This is a genomic window from Crocosphaera watsonii WH 8501 (assembly GCF_000167195.1).
Taxonomy (GTDB): Bacteria; Cyanobacteriota; Cyanobacteriia; order Cyanobacteriales; family Microcystaceae; genus Crocosphaera; species Crocosphaera watsonii.
In genome coordinates this window covers 21253-39450 of the sequence record NZ_AADV02000006.1, presented here as the reverse complement: position 1 = coordinate 39450, position 18198 = coordinate 21253, and the positions used below count along the sequence as shown (strand labels likewise).

Here is an 18198-nt window from a genome sequence, read left to right as displayed (position 1 = left end):
GCAATAATAACCTATTCTCCAATAAGTAATCTAGCTTAAATCTAGCTTAATTCTTTTTCTACCTCTTATTCTAATACCATTAATGAAATTAAATTCAAAAAGTTTCAATGCTGTTAGAAAAGTTTACATATTATTGTTTAGGTTTAGTTTCTCATTGCGAATGCTAATAACACAACATTTACGTATAAAAACTAACCGAAAATTTCAAGCTAAACTGGGAAATCAGGTTAAAAAATATGACTTAATTCTGTGATTTCTGATGCTATTTTCCACCCTTCCATTCCAGCACACCACACATAGGTTTGAGGGGTTACTCCTTGGGTTGTGAGTTCATCCATAGAAAAGGGGCCAGTTTGTTGATTATTTTTGTACAAATACCATTTTCTAGGTGCAGGGGTTTGTGGTGTTTTTGCTGGGGTATTAGTAACAGTATCAGTTGTGTAAAGTTGATAATCATCAATCAATCTTTTGATAACTTCAGCTTCTCTTTTATATTCAGGACTATCTTTTCCTCCTTGTTTTTCTAGTTCTAAGGCTCGGTGTTCTAAATAGTTGGTGAATGTTTGATAAAGTTGTCTTTTTTGTTGAGGAGTTTCTGCTTGGGTTAACTGTTCGTTGATTTGCCTTTGTATTTCTTCTCGATCAGGACGACAAGCACGAACTTCTAATATTTGTGATGCTTCTTCCCAACTTGAAGCAAGGTCAACATTTTCTAGACCTATGTTAGTCTTACGAGTGTAACGAATTGTCTTTTCTTTTGTAGATTGATTCTCTGATAGGTATAAAACATTTAATGCTCTTGCTTGAATGACTAATTGAAATATTTTTTGATCTTCGGGAAAAACATCCCAAAAAGGAGGTTCTTTTTGGATATGAACGGGAATAGGTAAGTCCCTGGGTTCTCCTCTTAACTGGGCGCGTTTTGCTTCAATGCTATCTCCTTTCCAGTCTTGATAGGATTGTCTTAATTCTTTCATTCCCTCAATACAACGTAAGGAAAATCCTCCAGTTTCCTGTACAAATACAATGCGATGGCGTTCAGTATCTCCTAAAGGTTTAATAGCACTTTCTTTAATGTCTTGGAATTGTTGCAGCAGAGGAAGAAGTTTTTGGGAAGCGGGATCGGGGGTATTTCTACCCCCTAAAATACCAACATTGACATTAGTTGAGGGAGTAAAACCTGCATCTTTTCCTGACAAAACAGCACGATCCATCATTATTAAGGGACGAGATTTATTATAAGCAATACGGATATTATTAGTTATCTCTGTTTCATCGTTATAAAGTTTGAAGAGGCGATCGCAAGCTGCCATTTCGGTGTAAAGATAGGAATTTTTTGGGGTTTTATCTACCACTGTTTCTTTACTGTGGTTATAGATAATTTCTTCGAGATCCCCTTGTTGCACATCGGGAATCTGTTGAATATCAAATAAGCGCATATATTCATCAGCAAGGCGATTTTTTTTCCATAACGAACTTGCTTCTTTTAAAATATCTTCTGATAAGGTACTACAAATTTGATCTAGTCCGGTTTCAAAGAGACTTTTACTTCCTTGAACACCAGATCCTAATTTTTCAATTAAGTCTTGATAAAGTTCGTTCATCTTATCTCGATCGTATAATTTAATGCCATTTATGCTTAAAACATCGGCACTTTCTGCTTGATAATCTGCTTGTTTAGAAAATTCATCTCTTGTTTGAACTAAACATTGTTGAAAACGATTTAAACGTCTTTCTAAATTTTCTAGTTCTTCTTTTAAGCGGTCGATTACCACTAAGGAAACTTCCCGAGTTTTTCGCTGTATAGTTGCCACTAAACTCCCTTGAAGATTCTCTAGTATAGAATCATAGCAGACTTCCATTCTATCTTTCTTAGTAATACCATATTGTTCTTTAATCTGACTAAATTCTTCTAAGGCTTTTTCGTATTTTTCCTGCCTTTCTATTTCTTTTACTTCCCAAAGTTGTTCTTTTTGTTGACTAAATCTTTGTCTAGTATCATCAAAAATTTGTCTTACCATTGTGATAAATGTTTGGGCAAATTTGGGACCATAATTACGATCTTCTATAATGCGATAAAGTTCCTCTTCTAGGGCTTTTCTTCCTTGATTAATTGTGCGATCGCGGTTATCGTAAATTCGCTGAAAATAGTCTCCATGTCGTCTTTCTTCGGGACTTAGTTCTCGAAAATGATCTTGTTGATAACTATTAACTTCTTCTCTAATAAATTGCTCCAAGTCTTTTATTTTACCCTGTTCTTTCCCAAAAATATTAATTCCTGTTGCTGTACACTGTAAGTAATTTTCTTGGTTAATTGTTTTCCGAAGTTGATTAACCCATTGGGATACTTCTTCGATATAAGATTTATCCTGTGCAGCGCCCATATCTGCCAATAATTCTACATCGGTTAAACGCATCCTTTTGAGGATATCAGTTTTTAGCAACTCCATAGAATCTGCCGGCAGTTGGACTTGTTCATTTAACCACCAATTAACGATATCTTTAGCTAAGCGGTAACATAAAGAGTTACGAATCTGAAAAATAGGAATTTCAATAGTAGATAAGCCAAAACTCATAAAGTTTTTGGGGTATCCTCTCCCCCTGGGATCTGCTTGGGCCCAAGCAGACTTAATATTGTCTCTAATAGATCGCTTATGAGGAGAAAAATCTGAGGTCAAATCTAAGAAAATATTTTGTGCAATCATTTCTCGCATTTCCTCAAGTTTAAAGTCACTTTCCCCGTTTTTTGTTCCCACTAAATAGGTAAAATCGAAAGGGGGCGGTTACTGCGAACTTCATCGGCTAAGTTTTTACTTAATTGAGAATTATATTCGGTTCGGTAGTCAGAAAAATAACTCAATTCCATCATAGCGGCGTAGCCATTTGCTAACACACGATCGCCTACTTTTATCCCAGCAAAGGCTTGAGGCATGGGAACAATAGCGGTTACTAAAGGGCTTCCTTCTCCTTCTAACCATTTACGAATACAGTAGCCCATATCAATCAACATTCCACTGCCTGTTCCCCCAGAAAGTGAACCTGTTACAAACACATTAATGGCGTTGGTACTGACTTTTATCCCATAGCGATCTAACATAAAATTTTCGCGGCCTTTAACCCGATTGACGGCATCCAAAAATTTATCTCTAATATCATGATAATTACAAAATAAAGCAAATCTTCCACAGGCTCTAATTTGTCCGGCACCTGCTTCTAAAGAGGTAATATTTCTTTCTAACTCCCTCGGAAATCAGCGATCAATCCAAGGATATTGTTCCATATCAGAAACCATATCGCTGACTTGTTTTCCGCTAACACTAGCCCAATGTTTTTCGTGATCTTTAAATTTACTTCCTCCTGCTTCTGGGTTACTAATTTTATAATCTTTATCGGTATCAACTACTAAGAAACTGAGGATAGGAAACCCATTTAAACTGCCGTAAGTTTCTTCCACTAATCTGCGTATTCTTGATAATATTTCTGCCCCAGTCCCCCCCACACCCACTAAGACGGTGGGAACCATACTTTTTTCTTCAACTGCTGCCATTTTTGCCTCCTGATTGTTATTTTCTATTTTAGGTTAATGATAGGTAAGATGTTGGGGGTAAAAACATAAATCTTTATGTTTGTATTTCCTTTAATAGTAACTTAATTTTAATTTTTAATTCAGGTATTTCTTGTTCAATAATTTGCCAAACAATTTCTAAATCAATTCTAAAATACTCATGAACTAAAAGATTCCGAAAATCCGATATATCATTCCATTGAATATTTTCATGACAATTTTTAAAGTTTTGAGATATACTTCTAACAGCTTCGCCGATAATTTGTAGATTATATAACATCCATGTCTGTATTAATTCATCTTTCATAAACATATCTTTTCCTTTAAGGGTATACTTTTCAATTTTTATGATTGCTTCTTGAATATCAATTAATCTTTGCTTATCACTTCTCATAGTTTAACACAATCTTTTAGTACCTTTTCTTTAATTCTTTCTTGTAGACCATTTTGAGTAACCACGTCAACTTTTCGTCCTAAAATTGCTTCCAAATCACGAATTAGTCTAACTGGAAACCAAGGAGAAATTTCAGACAAATCATAATCAACCAAGAAATCAATATCGCTATTTTCTGTCTCTTCACCTCTGGCTACCGAACCAAAAATCTTAACGTTGAAGGCACCATGTTTTGCAGCTATAGATAAGATAGCTTCTCTCTTTTCTGTTAATAATTGTTCTAGTAACATAGAGGTTAGCATTTAGAAATAAAAGGTAATCCGATATAAAGCAAAATTGATAGGGTAAAAGCTGTCCAAAATAGGGCTAAAAATAAGGAAAATCTCCCTGAAACATTCATGTTAACCTTAAAATGTTGCAAAGTTCTATCTAGGGGAAGCACAAGAGTCCACCAGAGAAAAATCCAAGCTAACCCAGACCAAAAGACAATCCATTTTAAATTACTATTAAAATAGGTAAAGAATTCATCGACGAATAATAAGTCTAAATAATCAACACTACCATTTAGTAAAAGTCCCCCAGTAGCGTTTACAGTTCTTTGTAAATCGGGAGCCGATTCTCCTAGTATAATACCATTAATTGTGATATCACGACTAATTGCATTGTTACTAATATTAATATCTACTGGTGCATCCCCATCGGAAACTAATAACAGTTCTCGACAGTAATTATTAGGGGCATTTTCTAAGCTATTAATCCCAAATTGAAGGGCATTATCTAGGTTTGTTCCTCCACCAATTCTAATGGGTAAGCTAGTATTTTGTACACTTTGAATTAATTCTGTTTGTACTTGTTGACTATCGGATTGAAATCCAGTGGTGAGGGGTTCAACACTGTTGGCAAAACCAAAAATTAGGACATCGTTGGGCTTTTCTAAAAAGCCTGTTTTCGAGTTTTCTTGGAGGTAAGCTTGCACCGCTTGCACCTCTTTTGTCATAGTTGACTCATTGCCTAACCATCCTCCTTGGGCATAAGTGCTGCTGCTGAGATCAAGGGCGATCGCCACGGCAACAGGGGGCTTTCCTATGCCAAAACCCCAAAAGCTAGTCAACCCGATCAAAGCAATGAGTAAACAGACTAAAGGTAATAAAAACCATGATTCTTGCCAAAATTTTTTGCTGTAAGTTCTCATAATAACCCTTTATTTTGTTAGTCCTATTTTAAAGGATCAAATTGATAATCCGATCCCTTGGGACCTTGATTGCCTTTTACGGCTTGAACTAAGGGAACTTGGTCGAATAAGTTAAAATTGGTGGTACTATCAGAAAGGTTGATCCCGTTAGTTAATTCTTGGAAAACCAGAGTGCGATCCGGGTTTTTACTAACCGTTTCTGCTAAAGCTTTGGTAGCATCATAAGCCGTAGCTGTGCGCCAACTGACTCGTCCTTTCCAGCTTTGTAAGGCATCTTTAGCAAAGTCATCTGTGGGGCTAAAACTTCAAGGAACTGCTAAAACTATATCTGCGATCGCATCACCTCCGTCCCTTAAAATATCAGCGTTATAAAGTTCGTCTCCTCCCATTAATAGTAAAGGAAAACCATTATTTTGATTAGCTTTAGCTATAGCTACTGCTTGGGAAACTTTACTTTTGCTCATAGCTAAAATAGCAATTCTTCCACCGCTATTCTGCACATCTGTAACGGCACTATTAGCATCAAAACCGGAGTAACTAATATCGATTTCTTTGATTAAATTTCCCTTAACTTCTGGCAAACTATTGATAATTTCTTGCCGTAGTTGTTGAGAGTAACGACTATCAGAATTATAAAAAATAGCGATGTTTGGGGAGGGTTGCTTTTGTGCCGCATATTCGGTTAAAGTTTTCCCCACTGCTTGCAAATAACTGACTAATAATTCGTCTTCTTTTTTATCTATGGGAATAGTTTTCAGGGTCGATCCTTGAAAGCTAGTAGTCAGGGGGGATAAAACCGTAACCCCGGCCCTTTCATATTGTTTTAAGGCTGCTTGACTCCCTGAATCGATACCATAGCCTACAATGCCCAAAATTTCGGGGGTATTGATGACTTCTTGGGCAACATTTGGGGCGGTGGAGGGGTCACTGCTATCGATGATGGCCACTTCTAACAGTCGCCCTGATGTGGAAGACTGATTATACTCTGTTTGATATCTAGCTACCCCGCGCAAAATTTCTGCTGCTGAGTCGGGAATTGCGGAGGTGGGAACAGCTACAGCAATAGTTATGGGGTTTCCTGCTTGTTTAGCTTGGGCGTTATGCCAATAGATACGACTTTCAGGATCGTTGGGATCTCTTTCCGCTGCCCTTTTATAAGCTGCGATCGCATTAGGCCAGTTTTCTTGGCTAAAGGCATCGGCCCCTTCTTGTTTCTTGGGGGTTGATCTCAAAAAGAGTTTTTCTCCCCGACTTATAGACTGGCCGTTGCTAGGAGTTGTGGGAGAGGGAGTGGTTGGGCTTGGGGATAAAGAAGGAGAGGGAGCAATGGCTTGATCATCGGATCTAAACAAGAAAAACGCACCTACACCACCCCCTAAAAGAAGGATAATAAGGGCAATAATGGCAGGAATTAGCCATTGCTGGCTTCCATTAGCCGAACCACCATTACTCCCTGTCATAACTGTTTTTCCTGGTTTACTGCTCCCACTAGGTTCCATGGCTTCTCTTGGCAAGCCACAGATAATACAGTCTGGTCCGGTATTATTTTGGGGGGCGTGGGGAGATACCCCAGGATATTGTTTCCCGTCTTTAGGTACTCCATCACAAGTCCATGAACTCATGGTTAGATTGCGCTCCTTATCACCATCCTTAAATTATGAACGATTGTTTGAGAATTTGACTCATTTTCGCCATAACATATCTATCAAATTCGGCCATACAAAATTGTATCACAGATTTAACACTGGGGGAGACTGGGGAGACTGGGGGAGCAAAACATTAATATTTTTTCTCGTCTTCCCACAGTTCTTCAATTGACTATATCTATGTTGAATGTCAAAATGCTTGATGTTTATAGCGTTTCTCGGACTCAATATGTACACCTAATATCGCGCCTCCGAACTCCGAACTCCTAACTCCTAACACTAGAAAACTCTGTACCGTTCGGAGCCGCGCTCACGGCGAAGCCTCACAAGTATGAGAAATGCTATATATGTTTGTACGGTTTTTAATAAGTTAGAAATATTTTTATGAAAATTTCTTTAACAAATAGCTCAAGTAAAATATTGAATTTTACTCCCTATTTATTTTTACTCCCGGCTTTACTCTTGCTACTCTTCACTGTTTTTATTCCTGCAATTCAAGCTTTTTCTTTGAGTTTTACTCAATACGATTATGATATTACTCAAGCCCCCCAGTGGGTGGGTTTGGATAATTTTCAAAGATTACTTAAAGATCCGGTATTTTGGTTGACATTAACTAATACCATTTTATATTTGGTTGGTGTTGTTCCTCTCTTGGTTATTTTGCCGTTGCTCTTAGCTATTTTAGTCAACAATAAACTCAAAGGAATCAGTTGGTTTCGCTTAGCTTTTTATGTTCCTGTTGTTATTTCTATGGTTGTGGCTGGAATTGCTTGGAAAGCTTTGTATAGTTCTAATGGCTTGTTTAACCAAATATTAGAAAAAATAGGCTTAAGTGAAGGTATTCCTTGGTTAACCAGTCCAGATTTGGCGATCTGGAGTGTGATGTTAGTGACGATTTGGAAAGGATTGGGCTATTATATGGTTATTTATTTAGCAGGATTACAAGCTATTCCCGAAGAATTGTACGAAGCTGCTGCTATTGATGGTTCCGATGGTTGGCTTAAACATTGGGACATTACTATCCCCTTAATGCGTCCTTATTTATTATTAGTTGCGGTCATCTCTTCTATTGCTGCAACCAAGGTATTTGAAGAGGTTTATATTATGACTCAAGGTGGTCCCTTAAATCGCTCTAAAACCATTGTTTATTATGTTTATGAAAGGGCATTTGAAGATTTGGATATTAATTATGCTTGTACCATAGGACTGATTCTATTTTTAATCATTTTAATTCTTTCCTTTATCAATCTGAAAATTTCTAAGAACCCAACTCTTTAGAAAATCTTAGTTGACAAAGTATTATTAGTTTAATACTTTGCCAATGGGTTTATTTTTTGCTCACAGGAGGAACGGGATCGTAACCACCAGGATGAAACGGATGGCAGCGTAAAATTCGTTTTAAACCCAACCAACTACCTTGTACCGGACCAAATCTCTCAATAGCTTCCAAGGTATATTGAGAACAAGTTGGACGAAAACGACAACTAGGGGGAAACAAAGGAGAAATAAAATTACGATAGCCTTTAATCAGTAAGATTAGAATTTTTTTCATGAATCCTCGCATGGGAAGAAAACGATCAGAAGAGTCCCTTTTTAAACTATAATAAGGGAATTAAGCTATGGAGATCATCAAAGGGTAAGACGATTTATGCCAACCATTGATATCTTGGGGGTTCCTCATGCTTATGAGTTAACGTCTCCATCCTCTAAAAACTCAAACCCTGTTTTAATTTTTATTCATGGCTGGCTCTTGAGCCGTCGATACTGGCATCCTTTGATAGAGCAGTTGTCGGTGGAGTACCCTTGTCTTACCTATGATCTTAGAGGCTTCGGCGATTCTAAACCCTTGAGCGACTCCGTATCAGAAACTTACTCTAGCTCTTCTCCTTACACTTTAGAAGCTTACGCTCAAGATTTAATTATCTTACTGGAAAAATTAAACATTAAAAGAGCTTGGTTGATTGGTCATTCTTTGGGAGGTAGTATTGCCTTATGGGGTGCTGATCTTTGCCCCGAAAAAATACGAGGGGCTATTTGTTTAAATGCGGGAGGAGGCATTTATTTAAAAGAGGAATTTGAGAGATTTCGCTCAGCAGGCCAGCAACTAATTAAGTATCGTCCCCCTTGGTTATCCAATGTTCCTTTGGTTGATATTTTGTTTTCTAGGATGATGGTGGCTAATCCTATTGCCCGACAATGGGGTAAGCAACGAGTCCTAGACTTGGTAAGGGCAGACTCAGAAGCCGCTTTAGGCTCACTCCTAGACTCTACCACGGAGACAGAAGTACATCTATTACCTCAAATTGTCTCTCGTCTGGGACAACCTGTTTATTTTTTTGCGGGGGACAAGGATACAGTGATGGAACCGCAATATGTTAGTTATCTAGCCAGTTTTCACGAACTTTTCAAGTATCAAGGACAAAATGTCATTGAACTTGCCAATTGTGGTCATTTCTCTATGGTAGAACAACCAGAATTATTAGGGGAAAAAATGATCAACATTCTGATAACCCATGAAATCTAAAGGGGACAGGTATTTGAGACTGAGATCGCCTTTGAGATCAGAATCAGAAGAAAAAGATGAGAAATCTGACGAGAGTTTGTTAAATACATTATCATTAATTTAAGGAATCGTTTAGATCATAAGACAATTTAAGTCGTGTTCACTCGTCCCTCCTTGTTGATGGCACTTATTATATCTAAATTTTTTGAATGTTAGACCAGATTCTTGACTCTTCTATGGCCTTTAGTCTAAAAACCCCGATCTTACTATTAATTTTAATCACTCTAGAGGCGGTGCTATCAGCTGATAATGCCATTGCTTTAGCGGCCATCGCCCAAGGGTTAAAAAAGCCAGAATTACAACGTTCAGCCCTTAATCTTGGCTTAGTGGTGGCTTACGTGCTACGAATGTCCTTAATTCTCACAGCTACCTGGGTGGTTAAATTTTGGCAATTTGAACTGTTAGGAGCTATTTATTTACTGTGGTTAGTGTTCAATTATTTTACTTCCCAAGATAATGAAGAAGATAATCATCATGGTCCAGAGTTTGCCTCCCTTTGGCAAGCGATTCCTTTAATTGCCGTTACAGACTTAGCCTTTTCTTTGGATAGTGTTACCACTGCCATTGCTTTAGCTGACGAAATTTGGTTAATTTTGTTAGGAGGAACCATTGGGGTGATTACCCTACGGTTTTTGGCAGAATTATTTATCCGTTGGTTAAACGAGTATACTTATCTTGAGGATGCTGGTTTTATCACCGTTGGTTTTGTGGGATTAAGGTTATTATTCCGGGTGATTAATCCTGAGTTGGTTCCCCCCCAATGGTTAATGATTAGTGCGATCGCTTTAGTCTTTGCTTGGGGTTTTTCTAAACGCAACCCAGACAGCAAAGATGAGGTAAAAATTCCCATTGAACCGATGGAAGATCAAGTTAGTAAAGAACCCGAAAAAATCTCGTCCTAAAAGTGCATAAGCTAACGGTGATGAAGACTACTTAATGAGTGTAGAGAATGAACACAAAACTTAAGGAGTTGCAAAATGTCATTATCAAACGATTTTACTTGTCTGACACTTAGCTTATTGTCATTTGTTGCTTTAGGGGTTCCAGCCAAGGCAACAGACTATCCCGACATTATTGTTAACGGTTCAGTTTCGCAGGAATCCGTTGCTAATCAAGGGGTTATTTTACCTCAATCTACCCCCTTGTTAGTGACCTTTCCCCAAAATACTGTTGTTGATGTGGGACAGGGAGATTCTGCACCGATTATTTTGCCATTAATGCAGGATATTAAGTCTCCTTCGGGAGATATATTGATTCCTGCTAACACTCCTATTAGTTTGAAAGTACAACCTTATGGAGATGGTGCTTTATTGGTGGCAGAATCTATCATTTTGAATAGTCAAATGATTCCTATTAATGCTATCAGTTCTGTGTTACCTGGAAGAACGATTACCGTTAGAACCGCAGAAGAAATGGCCAGACAAGGAAGTAAAGTCTATGGTAACTTAGCCAATGCTCTTGGTGGTGTATTTGATGCTGATATTCCTGATATGCAAAGAGGCAGTTTTGGCGGTGTTGCTTTTGGTATTTTAAAAGGTTTAAGTAGTCCTGATAATGTTAGAGTTGTAGAAATTGGCGCAGGAACTGTTCATCTTTTAAAGTTACAATCATCCCAACAATTAAGTTACCGTTAATTGAAGTTGTTTGATGGGCAAAGTAAGAGACAAAAAATTAATGGAACCATAATCGCTTATCTTGTCCACCAAACTCTCTAGTGCAGCTTGGCGAAAGTAATCCACCAGATTTTTACAGAAACTTCCGTGACTAGCCACGACAATGTGTTTCAATGAAACTAACGGAAGAATCTCGAAGTTGATGTCCATGATAAAAGCATTGCCAATTAACCTCTCCAACCTACAGAAAACAGTACTCCAACAAATAGTGAGAGGGACAACAAACCCCTATCGCCTTGTTAGACGAGCCAAGCTAATCTTAGCCGCAGCATCAGGAGAGAGCAATAGTTCGATTAGTCGAAGATTAGAATTAGACCGAGTACAAGTGCGTCAGTGGCGATCGCGATGGTTTGAGGAGAGAGAAAAACTGAGTGCCGCCGAAGAACAACAGGTAACGGAGAAAGCATTAATGGTCTTGATCAAAGGAATTTTAAGCGATCGCCCAAGACCTGGAACAACAAAATCCTTTACGGTCGAACAAGTAGTCCAGATTGTAGAGATCGCTTGTGAAGAATGTGAAAAATCAGACAGAGCAGTGAGCCATTGGACACCTTCAGAGTTGGCGGATGAAGCCATAAAAAGAGGAATTGTCGAAAAGATTTCCCCCCGTAGTGTGGGGCGTTTTTTAAAAAGAAGCGACATTACAACCACATCTCATTCGTTACTGGTTAAATGCCAAAATTGATGATCCCTTAAAATTTAAAAAGCAAGTCAAATATATCTGTGAACTTCATCAAGAAGCTAAAACTTTGTTAGAACAAGGAATTCATTTAATTAGTACAGATGAAATGACAGGGATTCAAGCTCTTGAGAGATTATTTCCGAACAAAAGAATCAAGCCTAAACAAGTAGAAAAAATCGAATTTGAATATGAAAGACACGGAACTTTAAGCTTGATTGCGAACTGGGATGTGGCAAGAGGAAAAGTTGTTAGTCCCTCTATTGGACCGACAAGAACAGAACAAGATTTTTCTGAACATATCCAGAGAACGATTAAGATTGATGAAAAAGCAGAATGGATTTTTATTGTAGATAAACTCAACACTCATAAATCGGAAAGCTTAGTCAAATTAGTAGCAGAAAGCTGTGGAATTACTATTGATTTGGGGAGAAAAGGAAAGGAGGGGATTTTGCAATCTATGGACAGCAGAGCAGATTTTTTATCAGATGAATCTCATCGAATTCGCTTTGTTTATATTCCCAAACATACATCGTGGCTTAATCAAATTGAGTGTTGGTTTTAGATCTTAGTCAGGCGTTTACTCAAAAGAATTACTGTCCGTTCAACTGAAGAACTATCCCAAAAAATTCTCAATTTTATTGATTACTTTAATCAACATTTTGCTAAGCCGTTCGTTTGGAAATTTAAGGGCTTTAAAGATCATAAGTGACTGGTGGATTATTTTTGCTAAGCTGCACTAGTGCTAGGGCAAGTCTTTGACCACAGATAACAGCATTAATAAAGACCATTGCCATGCCAAATAACCCGCAATTTCTCCAAAAGAATGCAGAATCACTAAAGGCAACAGAAAAACAAATAGCAGCATTTGCCACTAAAAACCACCCCCAGTGCCAAGGAGAAACAAAAGTTCCAGGCATACGAATCTGTCCCTGACTCGGAGAGTATAAAGCAGAACCTCCAACCAAGCATCTTGCCTTTATAGTTGGTTTAAATAATAGTTCTCCTGCTAAATGATCCGTCCCTTGACATCGTCCAGTTTTGAACATCCAAAATTGTATCAGTGCTAAGCCACAACAAATAATTGCTATTACCACTAATAAGCGACCTAGAAACAATAACTGTTTCTTATCGTTGATTAAGTAATAAGCACAAAAAATTAGAGGAATGTAACCAGCTAAGACTTTTAGACCCAAAATTCCTTGAGCAAAGGGAATTGAATTTTTACAAGGCGTTCTAATTACTATTCCGTCCGCACTTAAAATCCATTCTCCATTAGCATCCCGTAAATATCTATCGTCGTAACTTATAGAATCACAAGTAGGTAAAAATTGCTTAGCTCCATTCACAAAAAATAACGTTAATAAGGCACAAGTAGCTAGCAGTACCAAGGTAAGGTGATTTCCAAGAAAAAGTTTCCCACCCATTCTCAGAATCTGTTTGTAGAACATCTCAAATAAGCGAAAAGGGAAAAATAAAAAGTTGTTCGCGGATACTTTCCGCGAACAAAAACCTCCCTATCTAAAAGAAAGAAATACGCTAACTTTTAAATTAGCTTTGACTATTTTTAAAAAGGAAATTCACTTAATTTTACACTCTTATTAACTTTTTAGACTAACTGGGTCTAATCAAAATATCCCATTTAGGTAAGTGAGGATTACGTTCTAAACGTTTCTCAATTTCCTTCATCTCTTTTTTCGTTAAAGAAATGCCTTTTTGATAAACTTTTTTACTTAACTTAACTATCGGATTTAAGCCTTTCCATGTCATAGTTTTTACCCAAGCTAACATCGTTTGAGCATTTCTCAGAAGTGTTCCGTTCCAATGCCTCTCTAAAATTCCCCAACATCTTTCTATGGGATTATATTTACTGTGATAAGGAGGAAAATATAGTAATTGAATAGATTTCTTAGTTTGGTCGGCAAACTCTACCATTCTCTTCAAAAATTGCCTTCTTCTTCCACTATTTTCTGGTCCATTATCAACTTTAATTTGGATGTTCTCTAGTTGCTGCTTTTCAGTTATACTCAGACTTGTCCACCATTGCTCCAAGTTATCTACCATGAAATCACTCGTTTTATAAGAACTTCCAAAAGTTACATAAAGTTGCCCTGTATCTTCATCTACAATCCCACAAGGAACGTATTTTTCTTTAGTTCCCATATCATGATCTTGAGCTTGATTATAACCTCTGGTTTGTCCGCCACGTGAATATTCTCCTATTTCCACAGTTGCTTTACAATCCATACTTAAACGTTTCACAGAAGGGTCTTTTTTTCCATCTTTTTTCTCTATATTCTCGAAGATAGCGTCCGTCTCCGAGATTTTTTTTTAGGTTTAGCTTTTACCACTTTTCTTAATCGATAGCCCAAACGATTTAAAATATCTGCCATTGTCGAAGCAGCAGGAACCTCCTCTCCATTATATCCTAGATTTCTTAATTGTTTAATGGCTTCAGCCGCCGTTAATCTTGTATAGGCAATGGGGTTATTAAATGTGGGGTTTTGTTGTGCGTGAGCTTCGGCTATTTCTTTCAATGATTGGGCAACTATTGGGTATCTTTCCTCCCATTTTTTACATCCACTATTGACTGATTGTAATCCTAAACACACTATCCCAGTTCGTTTTTCATGTAATCCAAGTTGAACATTTTTTCTCCCCCAACCAAACACGATTTCGGTTTGTCTGGCACTTCCTCCACAATACTTGAGACACATTTCAGCTTGAAATGAACGACGCTCTGCTCCCGTCATTTTTGAGGCTGCTAAACGTAAATCATCGACCATCGACGGGGTTAAGGGATTATTTGTCTGTTTTAGCTTCAATTTACTCTCTCTAATCTTTTTACCTCTTCATTTTAATCTATTTCTTCTATTTTTTCAGACAAGCCAATTATGAAATTTTAAAGTTGTGTACCAAGATCCGCTAACTCTCTGTTTCTTTTATTTCTTGAAAGCCTTTAGTCCAAGCTATTACCCCCTATGGGAAAAGCTTTCTCGGAAATCACCTTAAAAGGGGATAACCACTATGAAACAGCACAAGAAATCCTCAAGTCAATCGGTCATGGTTAAACATTATGTTGAATCATTGACTTGAACCCTCAAGACCTGGAAGTAGCCAAAACTGTTTGATAGGCTGCGTTCAAAAAGAACATGGTGAAAAGTGGAGTTTTCTGAGTGACATCCACACCGATTCCTGAAAAGTAACCTGGGGGAGAGATGAAACCTAAAACCGATATACCCAAGCCAACGGAATGAATTAAGTCCATGACTGCTCTTATCACTGGTCGAGTAGATAAGTAGGAACAAACTTAAGCGCAAGGGTCATGGATGTGAGAAGTAAAAAGTCACTACGACCTAACCAAAGATTAAAGTTAGTCAAAGAACTGACTATAAAAGGTTACAAAGCAAAGGCACTCAGACGGGTTTGGATTCCCAACCACAGAAGAGATGAAAAACGTGGATTGGGAATACCCACCATGAAAGATAGAGCAATGCAAGCCTTGGTTAAATCAGCCTTAGAGCCATATTGGGAAGCCCAATTTGAGGGAACATCCTATGGTTTTCGTCCAGGCAGAAGCGCACATGACGCTATCGAAAGAATATTTTCCAATATTCATAAAGGCTCCAAATATGTCCTTGATGCGGATATCGCCAAGTGCTTCGACAAGATTAACCATGATTACCTACTGTCTAAAGTAGATTGTCCACATAACATCAAAAGAATCATTAAACAATGGTTAGAATGTGGTGTTATGGACAAAGGCATCTTTGAGGAAACCGACTCAGGTACACCTCAAGGCGGTGTAATAAGCCCATTACTGGCAAACATTGCACTACACGGAATGATAAAAGACGTAGAAAACCACTTCCCTCGCACAAAACGCCAAGGAAATGGAACTGTCGTATGGGACTATAAACCTAGAATCATTCGCTATGCCGATGATTTCGTAGTTCTTCATAAGGACTACGACGTTATTCTACAATGTAAAAAACTGATTGCACAATGGTTAGAAAAAGTCGGACTGCAATTAAAACCAGAAAAGACCTCCATCAGACATACTTTAAAAAGTATCGAACATGACGGAAAAACCATTAAACCAGGTTTTGAGTTTCTTGGATTCAATGTCAGGTCATACCCTGTAGGAGAACACCACTCTGGTAGAACAGGGGGAAATAATTCCACAACAATTGGATTCAAAACGTTAATCAAACCTAGCAAAAAGAAAATACTAGCTCATCATGAGGCAATCAAAGAGGTTATCAAAGCCCATAAGAAAGCCCCACAATCAGCACTAATCGCAAGATTAAACCCATTATAAGAGGATGGTGTAACTACTACCGAACTGTAACAAGCAAAGTAACGTTCGCATCCGAAGACTATTTACTATGGGAGATGCTTAGAGCATGGACAGTTAGCAGGAAAAAGAAAAAGACACCATTGATTAAAGCTCTCAGAAAATATTTCTCACACGGAAAACACGGATTTTGGACCTTCCAAACAACAGGAGCAATCCTCTACCATCATGCCGAAACGGAAATAAAGAGACATACACTGGTAAACCCGGATTTCTCACAAATTAATTTGAAAGCCCAATCCAGAGATGAAAAATGATAATTTTTAGGACTAATAGAAATTTTGAATATAGATGAATAAAAAAATTGACTTTGATTATCCAAAAATTGAGTTTAAGAGGGAATAATTATATTAACTTTTGATTTTCTCCACTATAAATAAGACTAAATGAAAGTATCAGTCAGTCAACAACTTATGATAGATATCTTTTTTAAAAAACAACTTATTCTACTTATCCAGTATTAGGAATAGTTTTAATTCTTTTGTTAGCAATAGACAAAATATCTTGATAAGGACAAGCACTAGCTATAGCGATAATAATTCTTCTACAACTAATCTTTATTCTGGCTCCCAACTTAAGAAGATTTAGACGTATTCTTCCCACAGTTGCTTTAGCCAATGAAGTTTTTTTTAAACAGTGTTGACGAAAAGCATTTATGAGAACATAAGCCCAGGAATGTATCCATAATCTTAGTTGATTACTTTGAAATGTTTGAGTTGAAGTTCTATCAGCTAACAAGTCTAATTGTTGTTCTTTAATCCGATTTTCCATCTCGCCTCTCGGACAGTATTTTTTTGTATAAAGTTTTGAGGGTGGAATTTTTGAAGCGGGCAAAGATGTCACCACATGGCGCATTTTTAAGCCATCACTTCCATAACAAACTTTTGTCACTACTCTTCTTTGACAACTCCATGACTTTTCTGTTTTATAACGAATAGAGCGATACCAAGTAGAAATTGGTACTAATTTTTTAACTTCTTCTAAATCTTCTTTTTTCTGAAATAAACTATCCATTAATTCAGTTATTGGAGCTAGTTTTTTTTTCATATTCATGTTTGGCTTTTTCAATTACATCATCCGCTCGTAACTTAAGAACGCCATTTGTTCCCATAGCTATAACATAATCAACTAAAGGCTGATTTTCACAAAAATAGAAGATTTCTTCACGGGCATAGGCACTATCACCCCTAACTAGGATATGAGTCTCTGACCATTTTTCTCTAATTAGTCCGATAATTCTTTGTAATTCGTCTAAGGCTCCATCGGCTGGATCTACATTAGATGAACGAAGTTTAGCAACTAATAAATGATGCCCACAGAAAATATATAAAGGAGCATAACATACTCCGTGATAATAACTATTAAAAAATGCCCCTTCTTGATTACCATGTACTTGGTCATCCGTGACATCCATATCTAATATAATACTTAAGGGAGGTTTTTTATAAGACTCTAAAAAAAATTCGACAAAAGATTTTTCAATGGCTTCAAAGTTGGTTTCTATTTTATGATAACGACTCGTTTTTTGGTCGAGAATAGTCTCAGGACAATATTCCAATCTATTAATTGTACTTTTTCCAGCTAACCATCCCTTTTTATCTTCAAGTTCATTAAGCTTTTCTAAAGCGATCTTAAGGGCAGGATCGTGACGTAATTTATCATGGTCATTGACATCTTCATAGCCTAAAATAATGCCATAAAGCCTTTGTGCTAATAACTCATGAACGGAATGATCTACATAAGATTGATGACGATGATCTTGAAAACAGTTACCAAACTTCTCGGTAATTCCCAGTTTTTTATCCAACTCAGCTATCCAGACAATCCCCGCATCTGAACTGATTAGTCCCCCATCAAAATTAGCGATTATTTCTTTTCCTTTCTGTTTACTAAAGTTGATTACTTGACGAGGGGTTCGGGGATGACTGGGACTCATTAAATCAGTTTAAGGTAAATTGCTTTAATAATTAAATTATAGCATATTTTATTCTAACAATCTAGTACTATTAGAGATTTTATTAATAATTTTTTTGGAAAAATGAGTGATTGATTTATCTTTTCATCTTTGTCTAATTCGGGTTGATTTTAACTTAAAATCTGACAACAGACTGTTGGTTGGGGAAATCTGC

General features: G+C 37.3%; 11 protein-coding genes and 6 pseudogenes. 7 read left to right on the top strand and 10 right to left on the bottom strand.

Annotated features, from left to right (window positions below; genetic code table 11):
- Positions 1–227 precede the first annotated feature (227 nt).
- The 5 genes and pseudogenes from CWATDRAFT_RS41335 to CWATDRAFT_RS10845 form a co-directional block, all read right to left on the bottom strand.
- Positions 228–3547, bottom strand: a pseudogene (locus CWATDRAFT_RS41335) (tubulin-like doman-containing protein).
- Positions 3548–3620: 73 nt separating this feature from the next.
- Positions 3621–3959 (bottom strand): HepT-like ribonuclease domain-containing protein, encoded by a 339-nt coding sequence (locus CWATDRAFT_RS10860; RefSeq protein ID WP_007305060.1) that lies wholly within the window; start codon positions 3957–3959, stop codon positions 3621–3623.
- Positions 3956–4249, bottom strand: coding sequence for a nucleotidyltransferase family protein (locus CWATDRAFT_RS10855; protein ID WP_007308763.1), 294 nt, complete (start codon positions 4247–4249; stop codon positions 3956–3958). The genes CWATDRAFT_RS10860 and CWATDRAFT_RS10855 overlap by 4 nt, the downstream gene beginning before the upstream one ends.
- A 5-nt stretch (positions 4250–4254) precedes the next feature.
- Positions 4255–5151 carry a VWA domain-containing protein gene (locus CWATDRAFT_RS10850; RefSeq protein WP_007305058.1) on the bottom strand — a complete coding sequence of 299 codons (897 nt, stop codon included), beginning with the start codon at positions 5149–5151 and terminating at the stop codon, positions 4255–4257.
- 23 nt (positions 5152–5174) lie between these two features.
- Positions 5175–6773, bottom strand: a pseudogene (locus tag CWATDRAFT_RS10845) (ABC transporter substrate-binding protein).
- Between the two features lie 408 nt (positions 6774–7181).
- On the opposite strand from CWATDRAFT_RS10845, the gene CWATDRAFT_RS10840 reads away from it, so the two are divergent.
- The gene (locus CWATDRAFT_RS10840) at positions 7182–8075 is read left to right on the top strand and encodes a carbohydrate ABC transporter permease (RefSeq protein ID WP_007305056.1); all 894 of its coding nucleotides are present in this window, start codon (positions 7182–7184) and stop codon (positions 8073–8075) included.
- Positions 8076–8124: 49 nt separating this feature from the next.
- Here the strand turns inward: CWATDRAFT_RS10840 and yidD are convergent, their stop codons facing one another.
- On the bottom strand, positions 8125–8349 hold the full coding sequence (gene yidD, locus CWATDRAFT_RS10835; RefSeq protein WP_007305055.1) for a membrane protein insertion efficiency factor YidD: 225 nt from the start codon (positions 8347–8349) through the stop codon (positions 8125–8127).
- Positions 8350–8445: 96 nt separating this feature from the next.
- On the opposite strand from yidD, the gene CWATDRAFT_RS10830 reads away from it, so the two are divergent.
- The 3 genes from CWATDRAFT_RS10830 (at position 8446) to CWATDRAFT_RS10820 (ending at position 10994) form a co-directional block, all read left to right on the top strand.
- Positions 8446–9321: an alpha/beta fold hydrolase gene (locus tag CWATDRAFT_RS10830; RefSeq protein ID WP_007305054.1), complete on the top strand. Its 876-nt coding sequence runs from the start codon at positions 8446–8448 to the stop codon at positions 9319–9321.
- A gap of 188 nt (positions 9322–9509) precedes the next feature.
- Entirely contained in the window at positions 9510–10262 is a 753-nt protein-coding gene (locus CWATDRAFT_RS10825) for a TerC family protein (RefSeq protein WP_007305053.1), read from the top strand.
- A 75-nt stretch (positions 10263–10337) separates the two neighbouring features.
- The gene (locus tag CWATDRAFT_RS10820) at positions 10338–10994 is read left to right on the top strand and encodes a hypothetical protein (protein ID WP_007305052.1); all 657 of its coding nucleotides are present in this window, start codon (positions 10338–10340) and stop codon (positions 10992–10994) included.
- On the opposite strand, the gene CWATDRAFT_RS39695 is transcribed toward CWATDRAFT_RS10820, so the two are convergent.
- Positions 10980–11132, bottom strand: coding sequence for a hypothetical protein (locus CWATDRAFT_RS39695; RefSeq protein ID WP_232287071.1), 153 nt, complete (start codon positions 11130–11132; stop codon positions 10980–10982). The genes CWATDRAFT_RS10820 and CWATDRAFT_RS39695 overlap by 15 nt on opposite strands.
- Before the next feature lie 4 nt (positions 11133–11136).
- Between CWATDRAFT_RS39695 and CWATDRAFT_RS10810 the strand changes: the two genes are divergently transcribed.
- Together CWATDRAFT_RS10810 and CWATDRAFT_RS10805 are read left to right on the top strand one after the other, a co-directional pair.
- Complete coding sequence (locus CWATDRAFT_RS10810; protein WP_007305051.1) at positions 11137–11718, top strand: helix-turn-helix domain-containing protein; 582 nt, start codon at positions 11137–11139, stop codon at positions 11716–11718.
- A 64-nt stretch (positions 11719–11782) separates the two neighbouring features.
- A pseudogene (locus tag CWATDRAFT_RS10805) lies at positions 11783–12424 on the top strand (transposase).
- On the opposite strand, the gene CWATDRAFT_RS10800 reads toward CWATDRAFT_RS10805, so the two are convergent.
- Both CWATDRAFT_RS10800 and CWATDRAFT_RS39690 read right to left on the bottom strand, forming a co-directional pair.
- Positions 12408–13139: a hypothetical protein gene (locus CWATDRAFT_RS10800; protein ID WP_232287070.1), complete on the bottom strand. Its 732-nt coding sequence runs from the start codon at positions 13137–13139 to the stop codon at positions 12408–12410. The pseudogene CWATDRAFT_RS10805 and the gene CWATDRAFT_RS10800 overlap by 17 nt on opposite strands.
- 187 nt (positions 13140–13326) lie before the next feature.
- Positions 13327–14429, bottom strand: a pseudogene (locus CWATDRAFT_RS39690) (ISAzo13 family transposase).
- Positions 14430–15043: 614 nt separating this feature from the next.
- Between CWATDRAFT_RS39690 and ltrA the strand changes: the two are divergent.
- Positions 15044–16287, top strand: a pseudogene (gene ltrA / locus CWATDRAFT_RS10785) (group II intron reverse transcriptase/maturase); the annotation flags it as partial.
- A gap of 232 nt (positions 16288–16519) precedes the next feature.
- Here ltrA and CWATDRAFT_RS35745 read toward each other — a convergent pair.
- Positions 16520–18005 (bottom strand): annotated as a pseudogene (locus CWATDRAFT_RS35745) (IS1380-like element ISCwa5 family transposase).
- Between the last annotated feature and the right edge of the window lie 193 nt (positions 18006–18198).